The organism is Ruegeria sp. SATB045, from assembly GCF_059613525.1.
Map to the genome: position 1 here is coordinate 59,304 of NZ_JBXWSR010000001.1, position 16,582 is coordinate 75,885.

22 protein-coding genes are annotated in these 16,582 nt (G+C 58.7%); 18 read left to right on the forward strand and 4 right to left on the reverse strand.

Annotation, left to right across the window (positions count from 1 at the left end; all coding sequences use genetic code 11):
- Positions 1-172: 172 nt before the first annotated feature.
- The 7 genes from AC2FNR_RS00330 to AC2FNR_RS00360 all read left to right on the forward strand — a co-directional run bounded on the left by AC2FNR_RS00330 (position 173) and on the right by AC2FNR_RS00360 (position 4,958).
- The gene (locus tag AC2FNR_RS00330; RefSeq protein WP_480868706.1) at positions 173-787 is read left to right on the forward strand and encodes a ribonuclease D; all 615 of its coding nucleotides are present in this window, start codon (positions 173-175) and stop codon (positions 785-787) included.
- A complete protein-coding gene (locus AC2FNR_RS00335) occupies positions 784-1,752 on the forward strand; it encodes a KpsF/GutQ family sugar-phosphate isomerase (protein ID WP_170755373.1) in 969 nt (322 codons plus the stop codon). Before AC2FNR_RS00330 ends, AC2FNR_RS00335 begins: the two co-directional genes overlap by 4 nt.
- 12 nt (positions 1,753-1,764) lie before the next feature.
- Entirely contained in the window at positions 1,765-2,364 is a 600-nt protein-coding gene (lptC, locus tag AC2FNR_RS00340) for an LPS export ABC transporter periplasmic protein LptC (protein ID WP_496847595.1), read from the forward strand.
- Between the two features lie 81 nt (positions 2,365-2,445).
- Positions 2,446-2,859: an LptA/OstA family protein gene (locus tag AC2FNR_RS00345; RefSeq protein ID WP_496847597.1), complete on the forward strand. Its 414-nt coding sequence runs from the start codon at positions 2,446-2,448 to the stop codon at positions 2,857-2,859.
- Positions 2,859-3,617 carry an LPS export ABC transporter ATP-binding protein gene (lptB, locus tag AC2FNR_RS00350; RefSeq protein ID WP_170755376.1) on the forward strand — a complete coding sequence of 253 codons (759 nt, stop codon included), beginning with the start codon at positions 2,859-2,861 and terminating at the stop codon, positions 3,615-3,617. The genes AC2FNR_RS00345 and lptB overlap by 1 nt, the downstream gene beginning before the upstream one ends.
- 252 nt (positions 3,618-3,869) lie before the next feature.
- Positions 3,870-4,433, forward strand: coding sequence for a ribosome hibernation-promoting factor, HPF/YfiA family (gene hpf / locus AC2FNR_RS00355; protein WP_209195551.1), 564 nt, complete (start codon positions 3,870-3,872; stop codon positions 4,431-4,433).
- Between the two features lie 60 nt (positions 4,434-4,493).
- Positions 4,494-4,958, forward strand: coding sequence for a PTS sugar transporter subunit IIA (locus AC2FNR_RS00360; RefSeq protein ID WP_170353772.1), 465 nt, complete (start codon positions 4,494-4,496; stop codon positions 4,956-4,958).
- A gap of 74 nt (positions 4,959-5,032) precedes the next feature.
- Here the strand turns inward: AC2FNR_RS00360 and dalA are convergent, their stop codons facing one another.
- Positions 5,033-5,548 carry a divisome-associated lipoprotein DalA gene (dalA, locus tag AC2FNR_RS00365; protein ID WP_496847600.1) on the reverse strand — a complete coding sequence of 172 codons (516 nt, stop codon included), beginning with the start codon at positions 5,546-5,548 and terminating at the stop codon, positions 5,033-5,035.
- Between the two features lie 168 nt (positions 5,549-5,716).
- Here dalA and AC2FNR_RS00370 point away from each other — a divergent pair, with 168 nt between their 5' ends.
- Both AC2FNR_RS00370 and AC2FNR_RS00375 read left to right on the forward strand, forming a co-directional pair.
- Positions 5,717-6,313, forward strand: coding sequence for a L,D-transpeptidase (locus AC2FNR_RS00370; protein WP_170353770.1), 597 nt, complete (start codon positions 5,717-5,719; stop codon positions 6,311-6,313).
- A gap of 139 nt (positions 6,314-6,452) precedes the next feature.
- On the forward strand, positions 6,453-6,635 hold the full coding sequence (locus AC2FNR_RS00375; protein WP_010442520.1) for a hypothetical protein: 183 nt from the start codon (positions 6,453-6,455) through the stop codon (positions 6,633-6,635).
- A gap of 83 nt (positions 6,636-6,718) precedes the next feature.
- On the opposite strand, the gene hemH is transcribed toward AC2FNR_RS00375, so the two are convergent.
- A complete protein-coding gene (hemH, locus tag AC2FNR_RS00380; RefSeq protein ID WP_170755379.1) occupies positions 6,719-7,768 on the reverse strand; it encodes a ferrochelatase in 1,050 nt (349 codons plus the stop codon).
- Between the two features lie 56 nt (positions 7,769-7,824).
- Complete coding sequence (locus tag AC2FNR_RS00385) at positions 7,825-8,655, reverse strand: methyltransferase domain-containing protein (RefSeq protein ID WP_496847602.1); 831 nt, start codon at positions 8,653-8,655, stop codon at positions 7,825-7,827.
- Between the two features lie 46 nt (positions 8,656-8,701).
- Between AC2FNR_RS00385 and AC2FNR_RS00390 the strand changes: the two genes are divergently transcribed.
- From AC2FNR_RS00390 to AC2FNR_RS00405, 4 genes are read left to right on the forward strand one after another with little or no spacing between them, the layout of a single operon-like run.
- Positions 8,702-9,400 (forward strand): ComF family protein, encoded by a 699-nt coding sequence (locus tag AC2FNR_RS00390; protein ID WP_496847604.1) that lies wholly within the window; start codon positions 8,702-8,704, stop codon positions 9,398-9,400.
- A gap of 37 nt (positions 9,401-9,437) precedes the next feature.
- On the forward strand, positions 9,438-9,695 hold the full coding sequence (grxC, locus tag AC2FNR_RS00395) for a glutaredoxin 3 (RefSeq protein ID WP_170353766.1): 258 nt from the start codon (positions 9,438-9,440) through the stop codon (positions 9,693-9,695).
- Positions 9,692-10,522 (forward strand): carbon-nitrogen hydrolase family protein, encoded by an 831-nt coding sequence (locus tag AC2FNR_RS00400; protein WP_496847606.1) that lies wholly within the window; start codon positions 9,692-9,694, stop codon positions 10,520-10,522. Before grxC ends, AC2FNR_RS00400 begins: the two co-directional genes overlap by 4 nt.
- A gap of 16 nt (positions 10,523-10,538) precedes the next feature.
- Entirely contained in the window at positions 10,539-10,979 is a 441-nt protein-coding gene (locus AC2FNR_RS00405; RefSeq protein ID WP_170353764.1) for a MarR family winged helix-turn-helix transcriptional regulator, read from the forward strand.
- A 2-nt stretch (positions 10,980-10,981) separates the two neighbouring features.
- On the opposite strand, the gene ubiG is transcribed toward AC2FNR_RS00405, so the two are convergent.
- Positions 10,982-11,728, reverse strand: a complete 747-nt coding sequence (ubiG, locus tag AC2FNR_RS00410; protein ID WP_496847609.1) for a bifunctional 2-polyprenyl-6-hydroxyphenol methylase/3-demethylubiquinol 3-O-methyltransferase UbiG — start codon at positions 11,726-11,728, stop codon at positions 10,982-10,984.
- A 48-nt stretch (positions 11,729-11,776) separates the two neighbouring features.
- Here ubiG and pip point away from each other — a divergent pair, with 48 nt between their 5' ends.
- The 5 genes from pip to AC2FNR_RS00435 all read left to right on the forward strand — a co-directional run bounded on the left by pip (position 11,777) and on the right by AC2FNR_RS00435 (position 16,576).
- Complete coding sequence (gene pip, locus AC2FNR_RS00415) at positions 11,777-12,754, forward strand: prolyl aminopeptidase (protein ID WP_170755384.1); 978 nt, start codon at positions 11,777-11,779, stop codon at positions 12,752-12,754.
- On the forward strand, positions 12,751-13,569 hold the full coding sequence (locus AC2FNR_RS00420) for an ABC transporter substrate-binding protein (RefSeq protein WP_496847611.1): 819 nt from the start codon (positions 12,751-12,753) through the stop codon (positions 13,567-13,569). Before pip ends, AC2FNR_RS00420 begins: the two co-directional genes overlap by 4 nt.
- A 158-nt stretch (positions 13,570-13,727) precedes the next feature.
- Positions 13,728-14,318 carry a ribosome maturation factor RimP gene (gene rimP, locus AC2FNR_RS00425; protein WP_170353760.1) on the forward strand — a complete coding sequence of 197 codons (591 nt, stop codon included), beginning with the start codon at positions 13,728-13,730 and terminating at the stop codon, positions 14,316-14,318.
- Positions 14,318-15,928: a transcription termination factor NusA gene (gene nusA, locus AC2FNR_RS00430; RefSeq protein WP_170755387.1), complete on the forward strand. Its 1,611-nt coding sequence runs from the start codon at positions 14,318-14,320 to the stop codon at positions 15,926-15,928. The genes rimP and nusA overlap by 1 nt, the downstream gene beginning before the upstream one ends.
- Before the next feature lie 24 nt (positions 15,929-15,952).
- Positions 15,953-16,576 carry an RNA-binding protein gene (locus tag AC2FNR_RS00435; RefSeq protein WP_496847612.1) on the forward strand — a complete coding sequence of 208 codons (624 nt, stop codon included), beginning with the start codon at positions 15,953-15,955 and terminating at the stop codon, positions 16,574-16,576.
- The last annotated feature ends 6 nt before the right edge of the window (positions 16,577-16,582 follow it).

Here is a 16,582-nt window from a genome sequence, read left to right on the forward strand (position 1 = left end):
ACCTCGGGGTTTCCTAAGCGCGATATCAACGACACGGGGGTGGCCGCCATTTTCCAGCACTGGAACGCGAGGTCAAGAAACCCGCGCATATAGGCCGCGTTCCACGGATGGCGTTGAGTTTACGGATCAAACCGCCTATCTCGGAGGCGAAATCGCGCAAAGGACAAGCTCGTTGGCCAACCATCTCTATAAAAACGACCTGCCGGACGGGTTGGACCTTGGCCCTGTCGTGGCCATCGACTGCGAAACCATGGGTCTGAACCCGCATCGGGATCGCCTGTGCGTGATCCAGATGTCGGGTGGCGATGGAAACAGCCACATCGTGCAAGTGGAAAAGGGTCAGACCAAAGCCCCGAACCTGTGTGCGATGCTTGAAAATCCCAATGTGTTGAAACTGTTCCACTTTGGCCGTTTTGACATCGCCGCGATGTACCATGCCTTTGGTGCCCTGGCCGCGCCGGTTTATTGCACCAAGATCGCCAGCCGTCTGGTGCGCACTTATACCGACCGTCACGGATTGAAGAACCTGTGTCAGGAGCTGATCGGCGTCGACATCTCGAAACAGCAACAAATGAGCGATTGGGGCGCCGAAACCCTGACCGACGCACAGTTGGAATATGCTGCCTCGGACGTTTTGTACCTGCACCGCCTGCGCGAGGCGCTGGACGAGCGGCTGGCCCGCGAAGGCCGAACGGAAATGGCTCAGGCCTGTTTTGACTTCTTGCCGATGCGTGCGAAACTTGACCTCGCCGGTTGGCCCGAAACGGATATTTTTGCGCACTCATGACCGATACCGAAGCTTTCCTGAGAACCGCCCGACAGGTCGTCACCGACGAAGCCCGCGCGCTTGACGTGCTGGCCGATAGCCTGAACGAAGATTTCGCCGAGGCCGTGCAGCTAATCCTGCAGGCGACAGGCCGTATCATCATCAGTGGCATCGGCAAATCCGGGCATATCGGCCATAAGATAGCAGCGACATTGGCGAGCACCGGAACACCCGCTTATTTTGTTCACCCGGCCGAGGCGAGTCATGGCGATCTGGGAATGGTGTCCAAAGGGGACGTTGTTCTTGCGATCTCGAATTCGGGCGAAGCGCCGGAACTGGCAAACTTGCTGGCGTTTACCCGCCGGTTTGGGATTCCGCTGATCGGCTTGTCCAGCAAGCCTGAAAGCACGCTGATGAAACAGGCGGATGTGCACTTGCTGATCCCGTCGATGGGCGAGGCATGTGGGTTTGGGATGGTGCCGTCGATCTCGACCACGCTGACGCTGGCAATGGGGGATGCGCTTGCGATTGCGCTGATGAAGTACCGCGATTTTAAGCCTGAAAACTTTCGAGACTTCCACCCCGGTGGTAAACTCGGGGCGCAGTTGAGCAAGGTGCGCGACCTGATGCACACGGACACGCCGGTTGTTTCCTCAGGAACGTCGATGAGCGAAGCGCTATTGGTCATGAGTCAAAAAGGCTTCGGGGTGGTTGGCGTAACCGATCACGACGGGCGGCTATTGGGCATCGTGACAGATGGTGACTTGCGACGAAATATGGATGGGCTTCTGGGGTACACAGTCGATCAGGTTATGACCACCGACCCGCGCACTATTGGGCCAGATGAACTGGCCGAAGGTGCAGTTGCGTTGATGACTATGCAAACACCCAAGATTACATGCCTTTTCGTAGTTGACCCAGAGTCCGATGGACAGGCAGAAGGGATATTGCATATCCACGACTGCCTGCGCGTTGGATTGGGTTAAGAGGGCACGACCGTGGACAACCATTCACGCATGGTGCAATTCCTCAAGGTGCTGCTGCCGTTGGTGGCCATCGTGATGCTTTCCACCGTGTTCCTTCTGTCCCGCAGTATCGAAACCGACGTCAAAGTTCCCTTCACTCAACGCGACATAGAAGAACGTCTGGCGGATCAGATCGTGACTCGGCCCAATTATCGCGGAACCACGCGCAAGGGCGAAGAAGTTCAGATTGAAGCAATCCAGGCCACACAAGGTACCGAGAACTCGGTCCCTACAGCATCCGAGTTCCGTGGGCGACTGGGGCTGTCTAACGGGGGTATTATCACTCTGGATTCGAACTCGGGCATGATCCGTCCTGACAAGAACACTGCGACCTTCATCGGGGATGTGGTGATCACGACCACTGACGGAATCGAAGTGACCACGAATTTGCTGAACACCGCGCTGGACGAGATACGCGGCGACACTCCGGGTCAGGTCAATGGGACCGGGGTTATCGGAAATTTTTCAGCAGGTCGCATGACCTTTGGGACCGAAAAAAAGGACGGCCCGGTCCATATTATTTTTACAGACGGCGTGAAACTGATATACGAGCCGAAAAGAGCAGAAAGATAGCCTGTGTTCGATTTTCGAATTGCCCTTGTCGGAATTGCCTTGTTGAGCAGCGCTTTTTCAGTGTCCGCTCAGGAAACACAAGTGGCGTTTGGCGCAAAAAAAGCTGACCCCAGCCTGCCAGTCGAAGTCACGTCTGAGTCGTTGAACGTGAATCAGGAAGATGGCTCGGCCGAGTTCATTGGCAATGTAATTGTCATTCAGGGTGAAATGCGCCTGACGGCCGAGCGCGTACTTGTCATCTACAATGCGGATCGGTCTGGCATCGAGCGTATGGAAGCGACCGAGGATGTGGTTCTGGTCAGCCCGCCAGATGCAGCTGAAGGGGATTGGGCCGAATATGCCATCGATTCGGGTGTGATCGTCATGCGCGGCAACGTTCTGCTGACGCAGGGGCCAAGTACGATCAGCGGCGATCAGATGAACGCCAACCTGACGACAGGGACGGCGACCATGACGGGCAACGTTAAAACCATTCTGCAGCAGGGTGCCAACTGATGGCTGGACCGAACCTGAAACTGGCTCAGGGCAGTTCGGGGCTCAGGATCGAAAAGCTGCGGAAGTCTTATCGGAAAAAGACCGTCATCCGAGATGTGTCAATGACGTTGGACCGATCCGAAGTGGTCGCGTTGCTGGGGCCGAACGGGTCCGGCAAGACCACCACTTTCTATTCTGTTGCAGGGTTGGTTTTTCCCGAAGCTGGTCGCGTAACCATCGATGGGCAGGTGGTGACGACCCTTCCAATGTATCGCCGGGCGCGGCTTGGGATCGGATATTTGCCGCAAGAGATGTCGATTTTTCGCGGGATGAGCGTTGAAGACAATATCTCGGCTGTTCTGGATATCACGGTGGGGCACGCCCATCGCCGCAAAGAACGTCTGGAAGAGCTGCTGTCCGATTTCTCGATCGAGCATCTGCGCCGTGCGCCCGCGCTGGCCTTGTCGGGTGGTGAGCGCCGCCGGGTCGAGATTGCGCGTTGTCTGGCTGCCGATCCAAAGTACCTGTTGCTCGACGAACCTTTTGCCGGGGTCGACCCGATCAGCGTGGGTGACATCCGTCATCTGGTCGCTGATCTGAAAAAACGCGGGATCGGGGTTTTGATCACGGATCACAACGTGCGTGAAACGCTCGAGATCGTGGACCGCGCCTATATTTTGCATGACGGTCAGGTACTTATGTCCGGAACACCGGACGAAGTCGTTGAAAACGAAAACGTGCGGCGCGTCTATTTGGGCGAAAACTTCCGTATTTCATAGGTTTGCGCGGTATTGCGCCGAATGCATGGCGGAAATCTCGTATATACACGCCTGTTTTGATTGACTCTTCCGCCGTCTCTTGCCTCAATTGGGTCATGGCATTTTTTCGGTTCCAGTCTGGATCACGATGCCCCTTCTTGGAAGGGATCAAGTTCCGGCTACCGCGGAACATGCCGATACCCCCCACCCGATAAAAAGAAGCGCGCTGTGTTACGCAGCGTCAGAATGGGTGTGAATTGTGAAGGAGATCACATGCGTTACCAAATCAGCGGAAAACAGATCGACATCGGTGAAGCACTTCAGACCCATGTGCAGACCGAACTTGGCGAGGTTGTGGGCAAATACGCCCAGCGACCGACCGACGCCAATGTCGTCTTTTCCCGTTCTGCGCATGAATATGTGTGCGAGACCACCGTACATCTTTCCACCGGCCTGACGGCGCAGGCCAAAGCCCATGCTACCGAGATTTACGCGGCATTCGAGGGGTGCTGTGACAAGATGGAAACACAATTGCGCCGTTATAAACGCCGCCTAAAGGATCACCACAAGGATCGGGTCGAGCCGGTTGAACTCTTCGGAGCTTCCTCTTATATCCTCGCCTCTGACGAATCTGAGTCGGCAGATGAGCCAGAAACTCTGCAGCCGATGATCGTGGCTGAGATGGAAACCAAGATCCCATCGCTGAGTGTTGGTGAAGCCGTTATGCAGATGGAATTGGCTGGTGCCCCGGTGCTGGTGTTCCGGAATGAGAACAAGGATGGATTGAATGTCGTGTATCGTCGGGAAGACGGTAACATCGGCTGGATCGATCCATAACAGGCAAGATTAGAAAGGCGTGCCCCTGCATTGGCAGTGGCTTGCCATTGGAGCAAAATCATGGAGCTTTCGAGCATTCTGAAGCCCGAAGCAGTACGTGTATTGTCAGCCGCTTCCAGCAAGAAGCGGCTGTTTCAGGAAATTGGCGATGTTGCTGCGGCAACCTTGGGCCTGGACGAGCAAACTGTCGTTGATGGTCTGCTCGAACGTGAAAGCCTTGGGCCCACGGGTGTGGGCCATGGCGTTGCGCTTCCCCATGCGCGTCTGACTGAAATCGAACAGGTCGCTGGCGCGTTTGTCATGCTGGAAAAGCCCATCGATTTTGGCTCGGTTGATCGTCAGCCAGTCGATATCGCCTTCGCGCTTTTCGCACCGGAAGAAGCGGGTGTAGACCATCTGAAAGCGCTCGCGCTGGTGTCTCGTACCCTGCGTGACACAGCGGTTTGCGCCAAGCTGCGTGCCAACCCTGACCCGGTCAAGCTCTATGCGATCCTGACCGAGGCGCAATCGATGCAAGCGGCCTGATCCTGCGCTTGAAGCGTACTAACGAAAAAGCCCCCGATAATCGGGGGCTTTGTATTTCGAGGCTACGGCGGTGGTCAGCCGCCGGTTCCCATTTCCAACGTCCACCAGATTTTTCCACCCGATTCTTGATGCCAAGCAAATCCCATCTGCGTGGCTTTAGGATCCAGTATCACTGATCTTGGACCGGGTTCCTGCATCCAGGCAGCCAATGTCTCGGTTTCGGTTTCGAAGGTTTCCGAAATAGCTTCGCCCAGGAATGTGCCGAAATACCCAACGCGCGCGGCCCGATCTATTGGGGATGATCCATCGGACCCAAAATGCCATGGCCGGTTCTGGCGTGCCATATCCTTGGAATGTGTGGCAGCCGCAGCATTGAGCTGTGAATTCAGTTGCACAGGCTGCAGACCCGAAGCTTGCCGCAGTGCGTTAACCGAATCAAGCATGCGGAACTGCAGCTTTTCGGGATTGCCGCGAATCTTGTAAACGGTGGGCAGCGGACGGCCATCCGCACCAATCGTCGTGGTTGAGCTTGGGGTGCAAGCCGCCACAGCAGCAAAACATAAGAACAGAAGTGAAATAATACGCGTCATGGTCGACCTGATTTTTGTGTCATCTTACGCAATAGCGCGACCAACGGGCTTGGGCAAACCTGCAATGGCTGATTCCCGCGTGATTTTGCCGGTTTGATTTGCGATTGACGTATTCAGGCAATAAAATGCGTCAAATTCCTTTTCTGGTTTAGCAAAGGACCGTCACAAATGGTCAAGAAACTCATTCCTTCCTCGCGCCGCGGATTTCTGGTCGGTGCGTCAGCCTTTCTGTCTACTCCGGCGATTGCTCAGTACATTCCGGGCGATCCTCTGCGTCCGGCACCCGAACCCGAACCGCAGGTGCGGCGAAACATTTCGGGATTCCGTGCTTTGGACTGGCAGCCCTATTTTGACAACACGCGCAATGGCGCAATCCTGGTCGATACCGTTTCACGGGCACTGCATTATTGGTCAGACGACCAAAGCGTGTATAAACTCTACCCATCATCGGTTCCGCTGACCGAAGAACTCACGCGTCGCGGTCGCACAAGCGTCATTCGCAAGGTCGAAGGGCCCAGCTGGGCGCCGACACCTTCGATGAAGAAGCGAAACCCCGAATGGCCGGACTATATCCCGCCGGGTCCAGATAACCCGTTGGGAACGCACGCTTTGTATCTAAGCTGGAAGTACTACCGAATCCACGGAACCCACGATACGCGCAAAATAGGGCGTCGGTCTTCGAACGGATGCATCGGTCTTTTCAACGAAGATATCGCCGAGCTGTTTTCGATGGCGAAGGTTGGCACTCAAGTGTTGCTAATTTGACGACAAAACCGCGCATGAAGTCGCTTGCGAAGCAACTTCCATTTGCATTCCAGTTGGATAGCTGGTTAGAAAAAAACACGAGGTAAGTCTTGGGTGTGCGGTTTCGCTATCTGAAACCGTGCTTATTCTGGAGGTTAATATGAAGAAACTCGTTCTCGCCGCTGCACTGACTGCTGCTGCTTCGACCGCTTATGCTGGCAACCTGGAAGAGCCGGTTGTTGAAGCACCTGTTGTTGTCGAAGAAACTCAGGGTTCGTCGCAGGGCATCATCCTGCCGCTGATCCTGCTGGTTGTTGTTGCAGCAGCTGTTGCAGCAAGCTAATTCGATACGAATTATCCAAGAAAAAGGCGGTGGAGAAATCCATCGCCTTTTTTGTGTCTGTTCGCCGGTCCTGACAGAGCTGGTCAGTCCAGCCAGCCTTTCAAATTGTCCTCGATTACTTTGCCCAAAGCAGCAATGTGCGAATCGTCGTCGTTGAGGCAGGGAATATAGGTAAAGCTCTCGCCGCCGGCTTCTTCAAAGCTTTCCTTGATCTCTTCGTTGATTTCTTCCAGCGTCTCGATGCAATCGGCTGAAAACGCAGGCGCGATCACCGCGATATTCTTTTTCCCCTGACGCGCCAGTTCTGCCACGTGATCGACCGTGTAAGGCTTCAGCCATTCCTCGGGGCCGAATCGCGACTGGAAGGTTGAGACAAGCTGATCATCCGCCCAACCCAGCCGTTCTTTCAGAAGGCGAGAGGTTTTTGCACATTGGCAGTGATAGGGATCGCCCTGCTGCAGATAGCGGTCCGGCATTCCGTGATAGGAGCAGACCAGAATATCGGGCTTGGTCTCCATCGCGGCGTAGGCCTGTTCCACCGACCCGGCCAAAGCGTCGATATAGGCAGGTTCGTCGAAATAAGCCGGAACCGTGCGGCTGGAGGGTTGCCAAGCCTCCTCCATCAGGGCGCGGAAGAATTGGTCATTGGCAGTAGCCGTCGTTGCGCCTGCATATTGCGGGTAGAGCGGGAAGAACAGGATGCGATCACAACCCGCGGCCACCATCTCGCGCACTTTGGATTTGGTTGAGGGGTTGCCGTAGCGCATACAGAAATCAACCATCACCTGATCGCCATAGCGCGCCTGCATCGCATCGCGCATCTTGGCGGTTTGGTCCTTTGTGATCGTCATCAGCGGGCTTTCGCCCTTGTCGTGGTTCCAGATCGACTTGTACGCCTCGCCCGAGCTGAAGGGCCGTTTGGTCAGAATGATCCCCTGCAGGATCGGCTGCCATTTCCATTTCGGATAGTCGATGACGCGCTGATCCGACAAGAACTCGTTCAGGTAACGGCGCATGGGCCAATAGGTATAGTCGTCCGGCGTGCCCAGATTGGCCAGCAGAATGCCGACGCGGCCCATTTTCACCTTCGGGTGGTCGGCAGGGGCATGGGCGGGGCGAGTGGCGTCAAACATGAGGGGCTTCCTGAATTTCTTTGTACTGGGCTGAGATAAACGGATTTGTCCAGTCGTCAATCGGTCAGTTTGCCCTCTTTTGTGCCCAGCGCTTCAGCAAGGCGGGTTTGGGCCGATCCAGGGCGCAGGGGCTTTTGCTGACTGTCATCAGGGGACCAGCCGGTCAGGCAAATCAGTTCATAGGTGGTGTTCAGCCGCCCTTCGGGCGTTGCAAAGTGATCGGCGTATATCTGCTGGGCGCGGTCAAAGACCTGCCGCCGAGTGGGGCGTTTGATGCGGTCGGTTAGGCTGTTGGTCTCGCCCATGGCGCGCAGGTCCTGCATCAGGTGGCGCAGGTCGCGGTATTCCGCCGTCAGTCGCGCCGTATCTGCCACCGGCAAGGCCAGCCCGGCCCGTTGCAGCAAGCCGCCCAGATCACGCAGTTCGCCCATCGGTGCGATACGTGGGCTGAGCCCGCCAGAGATTTCGATCTCGGCCTGACCCAATGCTGCGCGCAGTTCGTGCAGGGTTTCTCCGCCCAGACAGACCACCAGCAACAGCCCGTCAGGCTGCAGGGCCCGGTGGCATTGAATGAGTTGGCCGACAGGGTCGTTGGCCCAGTGCAGCGCCAACGCGTGGATCACCAGATCATGCGCGCCAGGGGTCAGGTTCAGCACCTCATCATCCGCCACGATCTGCGCTTTTGGCATCACATCTCGCCAGACATGGGCGAAGGGCGTCACCACAGCCGGAGCCGTAAAGGTTTTGTTAACCATGCTGAGTCGATCCTGAACCTCGTCCACGGCGGCGCGGTGCAAGAACAGCGCCTCGTCCCGCGCGCGGGCGCGATGCAGGGTCAGGGCCTTGCGGTCGAACAGAGAGGGTGCGTTGGAAGCAGGCAGTTTCATAGGGCGCAAGTATCGCATCTGGCCGCGGATTCAAACCGCCCTTCAGATGATCTATCCACCCCGCTGCATGGGGTGTGGAGAGCTGACCGAGTCCGATTTCGGCCTCTGCGGCCCCTGTTGGCGCGACACGCCCTTTATCGGAGGGGTGGTCTGCGAAAGCTGCGGAATGCCTCTGCCTGGTGAGGCAGATGGCCACCGTATTGAATGCGACGACTGTATGAAAACGCCCCGACCATGGCAGGACGGACGCTCGGCGCTGTTGTATGATGGTAAGGCACGGGGGCTGATCCTTGCGTTGAAACATGGCGACAGGCCGGAATTGGCACGTCCGGCGGCGCGGTGGATGGCGCAGGCGGGTCGAGATTTGTTCCGCGACGATATGTTGCTGGCCCCGGTACCTCTGCATTGGTCCCGATTGTTGAAACGGCGCTATAACCAGTCGGCCCTGCTGGCGCAGCATCTGGGGCGGCACACGAGGCTTGAGGTCTGCCCTGACCTGCTGATCCGATGCATCAAAACCCCGGTTCTGGATGGAAGAACCGCCGCGCAGCGGGCCGAGACGCTGGAAAACGCTATTGCGCCGCATCCCAAACGCTTAAACCGGATGCACGGGCGGGATGTGCTGTTGATGGATGACGTGATGACCTCGGGCGCGACGCTGGCGGCTTGTGCGCGAGTCTGTCTTGCGTCGGGCGCAAATCATATTTTCGTGTTGACCCTAGCGCGCGTTGCCAAGGATACCTAATTCGCGCAGGATTACGCGAAACCCGAAGGGACGACTTATGAAACCGGTTGAGATTTACACATCGCCTCTGTGCGGCTTCTGCCACGCCGCCAAACGCCTGCTGAAACAGAAAGGCGTCGAGTTCAAAGAGGTCGACGTTCTGATGCACCCCAAGCGCAAGCCCGAGATGATCAAACGTGCGGGCGGCAAACGCACCGTGCCGCAAATCTTCATAGGCACCCAGCACGTGGGTGGCTGCGATGACCTGTACGAGCTGGACCGTCAGGGCAAGCTGGACCGTCTGCTGGCGGCATGAAGACTGCGCTGCTGCAGATCACCTCGTCGGATGATCCGTCTTATAATCTGAACATGGTGCGCGCCCTGATGGCCGAGGCTGCCGGGCAGGGCGCGCAGTTCATTCTGACGCCCGAGGTGACGAATTGTGTGTCTAATTCCACCACGCGCCAGCGCGAGGTTCTGCAGCACGAGGAAGACGACCAGACGCTGGCGGGCCTGCGCGATCAGGCCGCCGCGCTGGGCGTTTGGCTGCTGATCGGCTCGCTTGGGATCAAGATGCATGACGCCGATGGGCGCTTTGCCAACCGATCCTACATGATCGACCCGCAAGGGCAGATCGTGGCGCGCTATGACAAGATCCATATGTTCGACGTGCAGGTCTCAGACTCCGAGACCTTCCGCGAATCGAAAAACTACCGCCCCGGCGACCGGGCGGTGATTGCGCAGACCGATTTCGGCAAGGTCGGCATGGCCATCTGCTACGACATACGCTTTCCGCATCTGTTTGCCGCCTTGGCGCAGAGCGGGGCGCGGATTCTGACCGTTCCGGCGGCATTTTCGCCGGTCACCGGCAAGGCGCACTGGGAATCGCTGCTGCGCGCACGGGCGATTGAAAACGGAGCCTGGGTACTGGCCCCGGCGCAAACCGGCGCGCATCCGAAAACCCGTGGCAAGACCCGCCACACCCACGGTCACAGCATGGTTGTGGCCCCATGGGGAGAGGTCGTCATCGACGCAGGCACCGATCCGGGCATTCACATTTTCGATTTGGATGATAGTTCTGTGACAGAGGCGCGCCGCCGCGTGCCCTCATTGACGCACCTGCGGGCTTTTGACGGCCCCTGATCCAGAGCCGGACCCAATGACGGACGACACCAATGCCCTTGCGGTCACGCTGTTCAGCGAGATCCTGACCGCCGACCAGCTATTGCGCAACCGACTAAGCCGGGTGCTGCCCAAGGGCATGGAAATCTCGCATTTCTCGGTGCTGAACCATCTGGTGTTTGTCGGCGATGAACGCACACCGGCGCAACTGGCCAGCACCTTCCATGTGACGCGTGGGGCGATGACCAACACTTTGGCCAAGTTGGAATGGGCCGGATACATCCACATCCGCCCCGACTGGGACGACGCTCGCCGCAAGATGGTCGCCATCAGCCCAGCCGGTCGCCGCGCCCGCGATCAGGCGATTTCCTCGATTGCGCCGCTAATCAACCGCGTGGTCGGAGAGTTAGGGTTGGAGCGGGTGCGCAGCACGTTGCCTGTTCTGCGGGATTTGAGGTTGCAGTTGGAGGGGGAGTAGCCTCACCCCGGCTTCACACTCGCCGTCACAAAATTCACGCTTAGATCGCGGTCCGAGATCGACCAGCTCCACAGGATAGGGTTGAAGACGAACCCCTTGCGGTCCACTGGCTCCAGCCCGGCTTGGCGCAGCAGGTCGAACAGCTCATCGGGGGTGATGAACTTGTTCCACTCATGCGTGCCGCGCGGCAGCCAGCGCATGACGACTTCGGCCCCGAAGATGGCCATCGCATAGGATTTTGGGTTGCGGTTTATGGTCGAACATACCTGCAACCCGCCGGGTTTCAGCAACTGTTGTGTTGCGGTGAGATAACCCAGAGGGTCGGCCACGTGTTCGACCACCTCCATATTCAGCACCACGTCGAATTGCTCGCCCGCAGCGGCCATGTCCTCGGCGGTGGTGTGGCGATAATCGATCTCAAGCCCCGACTGCTCGGCATGAATGCGGGCGACGGGTAGATTGCGCTCGGCGGCGTCTGCGCCCACGACCGTCGCGCCCAGACGCGCCATCGGTTCGCTCAGCAGCCCGCCGCCGCAACCGATATCAAGCAGGCGCAGGCCCTCGAAAGGTTTCGTAGCCGTCAGATCGCGGTCAAATTCACCCGCAATCTGCTGTGTGATATAGTCCAGACGGCACGGATTGAGCATGTGCAAGGGTTTGAATTTCCCATGGGGGTCCCACCATTCTGCGGCCATCGCCTCGAATTTTGCGATCTCGGACGGGTCCACCGTGTTCGGATGCGCTTGCATTCCTGTCTCCGTGTGCTCTTTTACGTTTAAAGACTATATAGGGCCCTAATGGATAAGTACCCGGACCAAAAGCGCGCAGTTCAATATCTGTACCCGCCGATCGACCCGTTCGATCAGCGGATGGTCGATGTGGGCGACGGGCACCGTATTTATATGGAGCAATGCGGCAATCCCGAAGGGCTGCCAGTTGTGATCCTGCATGGCGGCCCCGGTGGCGGGTGTAGCCCGGCGATGCGGCGCTATTTCGATCCGCGTGTGTTTCGGGTGATTCTGTTTGATCAGCGCGGGTGCGGGCGGTCGCGGCCGCATGCCTCGGTGGTGGACAACACGACGTGGGATCTGGTGGATGACATCGAGCGTCTGCGGACGTTGCTGGATATCGACGACTGGACGGTGTTTGGCGGCAGCTGGGGCGCGACGCTGGCGTTGGTCTATGCGCAGGCGCATCCGGACCGGGTGAACCGGCTGGTGCTGCGCGGTGTGTTTCTGGCGACGCAGGCCGAGCTGGATTGGTTCTATGGCGGCGGCGCGGGCAAGTTCTGGCCCGAGCAATGGGCGAAATTCACCGCTCTGTTGACCGAGGATGAGTTGTCGGACACTATAGGTGCCTATCACAAACGCCTATTCTCGGGCGATCGTGCGACGGAAATCCTGTATGCGCGGGCTTGGTCGGCGTGGGAAAATGCGCTGGCGTCGATTCATTCGCACGGGTCCACCGGCGAAAGCCCCGGAGAATACGCGCGCGCCTTTGCGCGGCTTGAGAATCACTATTTCACCCATGGGGCTTTCCTTGAGAAAGACGGGCAGATTCTGGATCAGATGGATCGGATCGCCCATATCCCCGGCCATATCGTGCAGGGGCGCTATGACATGATCTGCCCGCCGCAGGCCGCTTGGTCTTTGGCCGAACGCTGGCCCAATGCCGAGCTCAAGATGGTGCGCCAAGCAGGTCATGCCTTGTCCGAACCCGGCATCAGCGCCGAGCTGGTGCGGATCATGGACCGTGTAGCGGAGGGCATCGCATGACCCGGATGGACCGTCGTGCTTTATTCGCCTCGGGTGCTGCGGCGGCATTGCTGGCGGCCACAGGGGCCTCGCTGGCGGATACGCCCAAAAAGGGCGGGACGCTGCGACTGTCCGTACCGCGCGATGACAGTTTGGAACAGGTGGCGCGCGGGGCCGTCTTTGATACCCTGACCGAGATTGCGCCCGATGGCACCCTGCGCGGCGAATTGGCGACCGGGTGGCACACGGATGCGGATGCGCGGGTCTGGAGCTTTGATCTGCGGGCTGATGTGGCATTTCATGACGGTGCGGCGCTGAATGTGGCGGATGTGGTGTCGGTGCTGCAACAGGTCGGACGGGCCGAAGCTCTGACGCCGAATTCGGTGCGGCTGGAGCTGGCCGAGGCGAATCCCGGCCTGCCTTTCCTGTTGGCCGATACGCGGTTCGTCATCACGCGCGATGGGCAGGGCGTGACGCCTTTGCGCACCGCCAATGGCACAGGATGCTACCGGGTGGAACGGGCCGAGGATGATCGGCATTTTCTTGGCCGCCGGGTGTCGGACCACTATAAGGACGGACAGGCCGGTTGGGCCGATGCGCTTGAGGTTATTGTGATCCCTGACGCCAAAGTTCGGGCCGAGGCGTTGCGTGACGGTTATGTGGACGTGGCGGCGCTGCCCGACAGCGATGACCTGAAGGATCAGCGCGGCCTGCGGTACCACCCCAGTCAGGACGACATGGCGCTGGCCGTGGCCGGACAGGTGGGAATGCCGCGCCAGATCGGGGGGCGTGCGCTGGACGATGGGCGCATTGCAGAACGGTGGTGGCTGGCCTGACCTGATCACGTTTCACGCCGGGGGTTGCAGACTCGGCAACTCCTGCGTATATGCAGTTGCAACAGCGGCGCGTTGGACTTCTGGTCCAAGGCTCCACCGGAAAATACGACGGGCCGCGCGCCCGTTTTTTTGTGCCCGATTGAAGGGTAGAGACCTGAATGACAAACGACCTAATAGCCAAAGCAGCCATCGACCGGCGACTGGCCGAGATCATCACCCCCGTGATCGAGGATCTGGGGTATGAGCTTGTCCGTATCCGCCTGATGAGCGGCAAGACCACCACGCTGCAGATCATGGCCGATAAGCCCGATGGCGGCATCGAAGTGGATGACTGCGCCGAGATTTCCAACGCCGTCAGCGCTTCGCTGGATGTCGAGGACCCGATTCTGGACGCCTATACGCTTGAGGTGTCGAGCCCCGGTATCGACCGGCCTCTGACCCGTCTCAAGGATTTTGAGATGTTCGAAGGCTATGAGGCCAAGATCGAAACCGCCGAGCTGATCGACGGCCGTCGCCGCTTTAAGGGCGAATTGGCCGGGATCGAAGGGGATGAGGTTCTGATCAACATCCCCGAAGGGTCTGAGACGATCACAATCGGTCTGCAATTCGACTGGTTGAGCGACGCCAAGCTGGTTTTGACCGATGACCTGATCAAGGAAATGCTGCGCCAGCGCAAAGACGCCGGTGCCCTGAACGAAAACGCTTTCGACGAGATTGAGACCGAAGGGTCCGAAGAGGAGACGAACTGATGGCAATCACCTCAGCCAACCAGCTGGAGCTGCTGCAGACCGCCGAGGCCGTGGCCCGCGAAAAGATGATCGACCCCGGTCTGGTTGTCGAAGCGATGGAAGAATCGCTCGCCCGTGCCGCCAAGAGCCGCTACGGCGCCGAGATGGACATCCGCGTGTCCATCGACCGCAAGACCGGCAAGGCGACCTTTACCCGCGTCCGCACCGTGGTTGAGGATGAAGAGCTTGAGAACTATCAGGCCGAGTTCACCGTCGAGCAGGCCAAGCAGTATATGGAAAACCCTGAGGTCGGTGACGTTTTCGTCGAAGAAGTGCCGCCGGTCGAAATGGGCCGGATCGCGGCGCAATCGGCCAAGCAGGTGATCCTGCAGAAGGTCCGCGAAGCGGAACGTGATCGTCAGTACGAAGAGTTCAAGGATCGCGCAGGCACCATCATCAACGGTGCGGTCAAGCGCGAAGAATTTGGCAATGTCATCGTCGATTTAGGCGGTGCCGAGGCTGTTCTGCGCCGCAATGACAAGATCGGCCGCGAAAGCTATCGCCCCAACGACCGCGTGCGCGCCTACATCAAAGAGGTTCGCCGCGAGGTTCGTGGTCACCAGATATTCCTGTCGCGCACCGCACCGGAATTCATGGCCGAGCTGTTCAAGATGGAAGTGCCGGAGATTTATGACGGCATCATCGAGGTTAAGGCCGTGGCCCGCGACCCCGGTTCGCGCGCCAAGATCGCCGTGATCTCTTATGACGGCTCGATCGACCCTGTGGGTGCCTGCGTTGGTATGCGCGGCAGCCGTGTGCAGGCGGTTGTGAACGAGCTGCAGGGTGAAAAGATCGACATCATCCCGTGGAACGAAGATCAGCCGACCTTCCTTGTGAACGCGCTTCAGCCTGCCGAAGTTTCTAAGGTGGTTCTGGACGAAGAAGCCGGTAAAATCGAAGTTGTGGTGCCTGAGGAGCAGCTCTCGCTGGCAATCGGCCGCCGCGGACAGAACGTGCGTCTGGCCAGCCAGCTGACCAATCTGGACATCGACATCATGACCGAGGCCGAAGAATCGGCACGTCGCCAGAAGGAATTCGAAGCCCGCACCCAGCTGTTCATGGAGACGCTGGATCTGGATGAATTCTTCGCGCAATTGCTGGTTTCCGAAGGCTTTACGAACCTTGAAGAGGTCGCCTATGTCGAGATCGACGAGCTGCTGGTGATCGACGGCGTCGATGAAGGCACCGCGCAGGAATTGCAGACCCGCGCGCGTGAATTCCTGGAAGCACAGGCCAAGGCGGCCCTGGATGCCGCTCGCGCGCTTGGCGCTGAGGACAGCCTTATTGAATTCGAAGGCCTCACACCCCAGATGGTAGAGGCGCTGGCCAAGGATGACGTGAAGACGCTGGAAGACTTCGCCACCTGCGCCGACTGGGAACTGGCCGGTGGCTGGACCACAGTCGACGGCGAGCGTATCAAGGATGATGGTGTACTTGAGCCTTTCGGCGTGACGCTGGAAGAGGCACAGGATTTGGTCATGACGGCACGCATCATGCTGGGCTGGGTTGATCCGGCCGAGCTGGAGCAGGCGGACGAAGAAGCCGAAGTCGAAGAGGAGGCCGAGGCCTGATCTCAGGGCCTCGGGGTTGCTGACATGGGTCGCGGTGGCGTCCATAAGGATCGGTCGGACGGACCCGAACGCAAGTGCATCGCCACGGGCGAGGTTCAGCCCAAATATGGACTGATCCGCTTTGTAATGGGTCCGGACGGTCAGGTCTTTGCCGATGTTGCGGCGAAATTGCCGGGGCGCGGGGTCTATGTGGCGGCGGATCGCGCCGCGCTGGACAAGGCCGTTGGCAAAAAGCTGTTCTCGCGCGGGTTCAAGACGCAGGCGACTGCGCAAACGGACTTGGCGGATGAGGTTGAAAAGCAAGTCGCGCGGCGGGTGATCGAGTTGATTAGCCTGGCGCGCAAGTCCGGTGACGCGGTCGCTGGGTATGAAAAGGTCAAGACGTGGCTGGACCGGGAAGAGGCTCAGGTACTGATTCAGGCCAGCGATGGATCGGGGCGCGGCAAGTCGAAACTCAGCACGCCGCACTTCGGAAAATACATCGGATGGCTGACAGCGCACGAGTTGGGGGCGGCATTTGGGCGCCAAACCGTGATTCATGCGGCGCTGGCCTCTGGCGGACTCGCCAAACGTGTTGTAGAGGAAGCGCAGCGCCTGCGTGGCTTGCGCGAAACGGATGACGGCGGCAAGGGCCGCACGGAAGGGTAAGAAGCT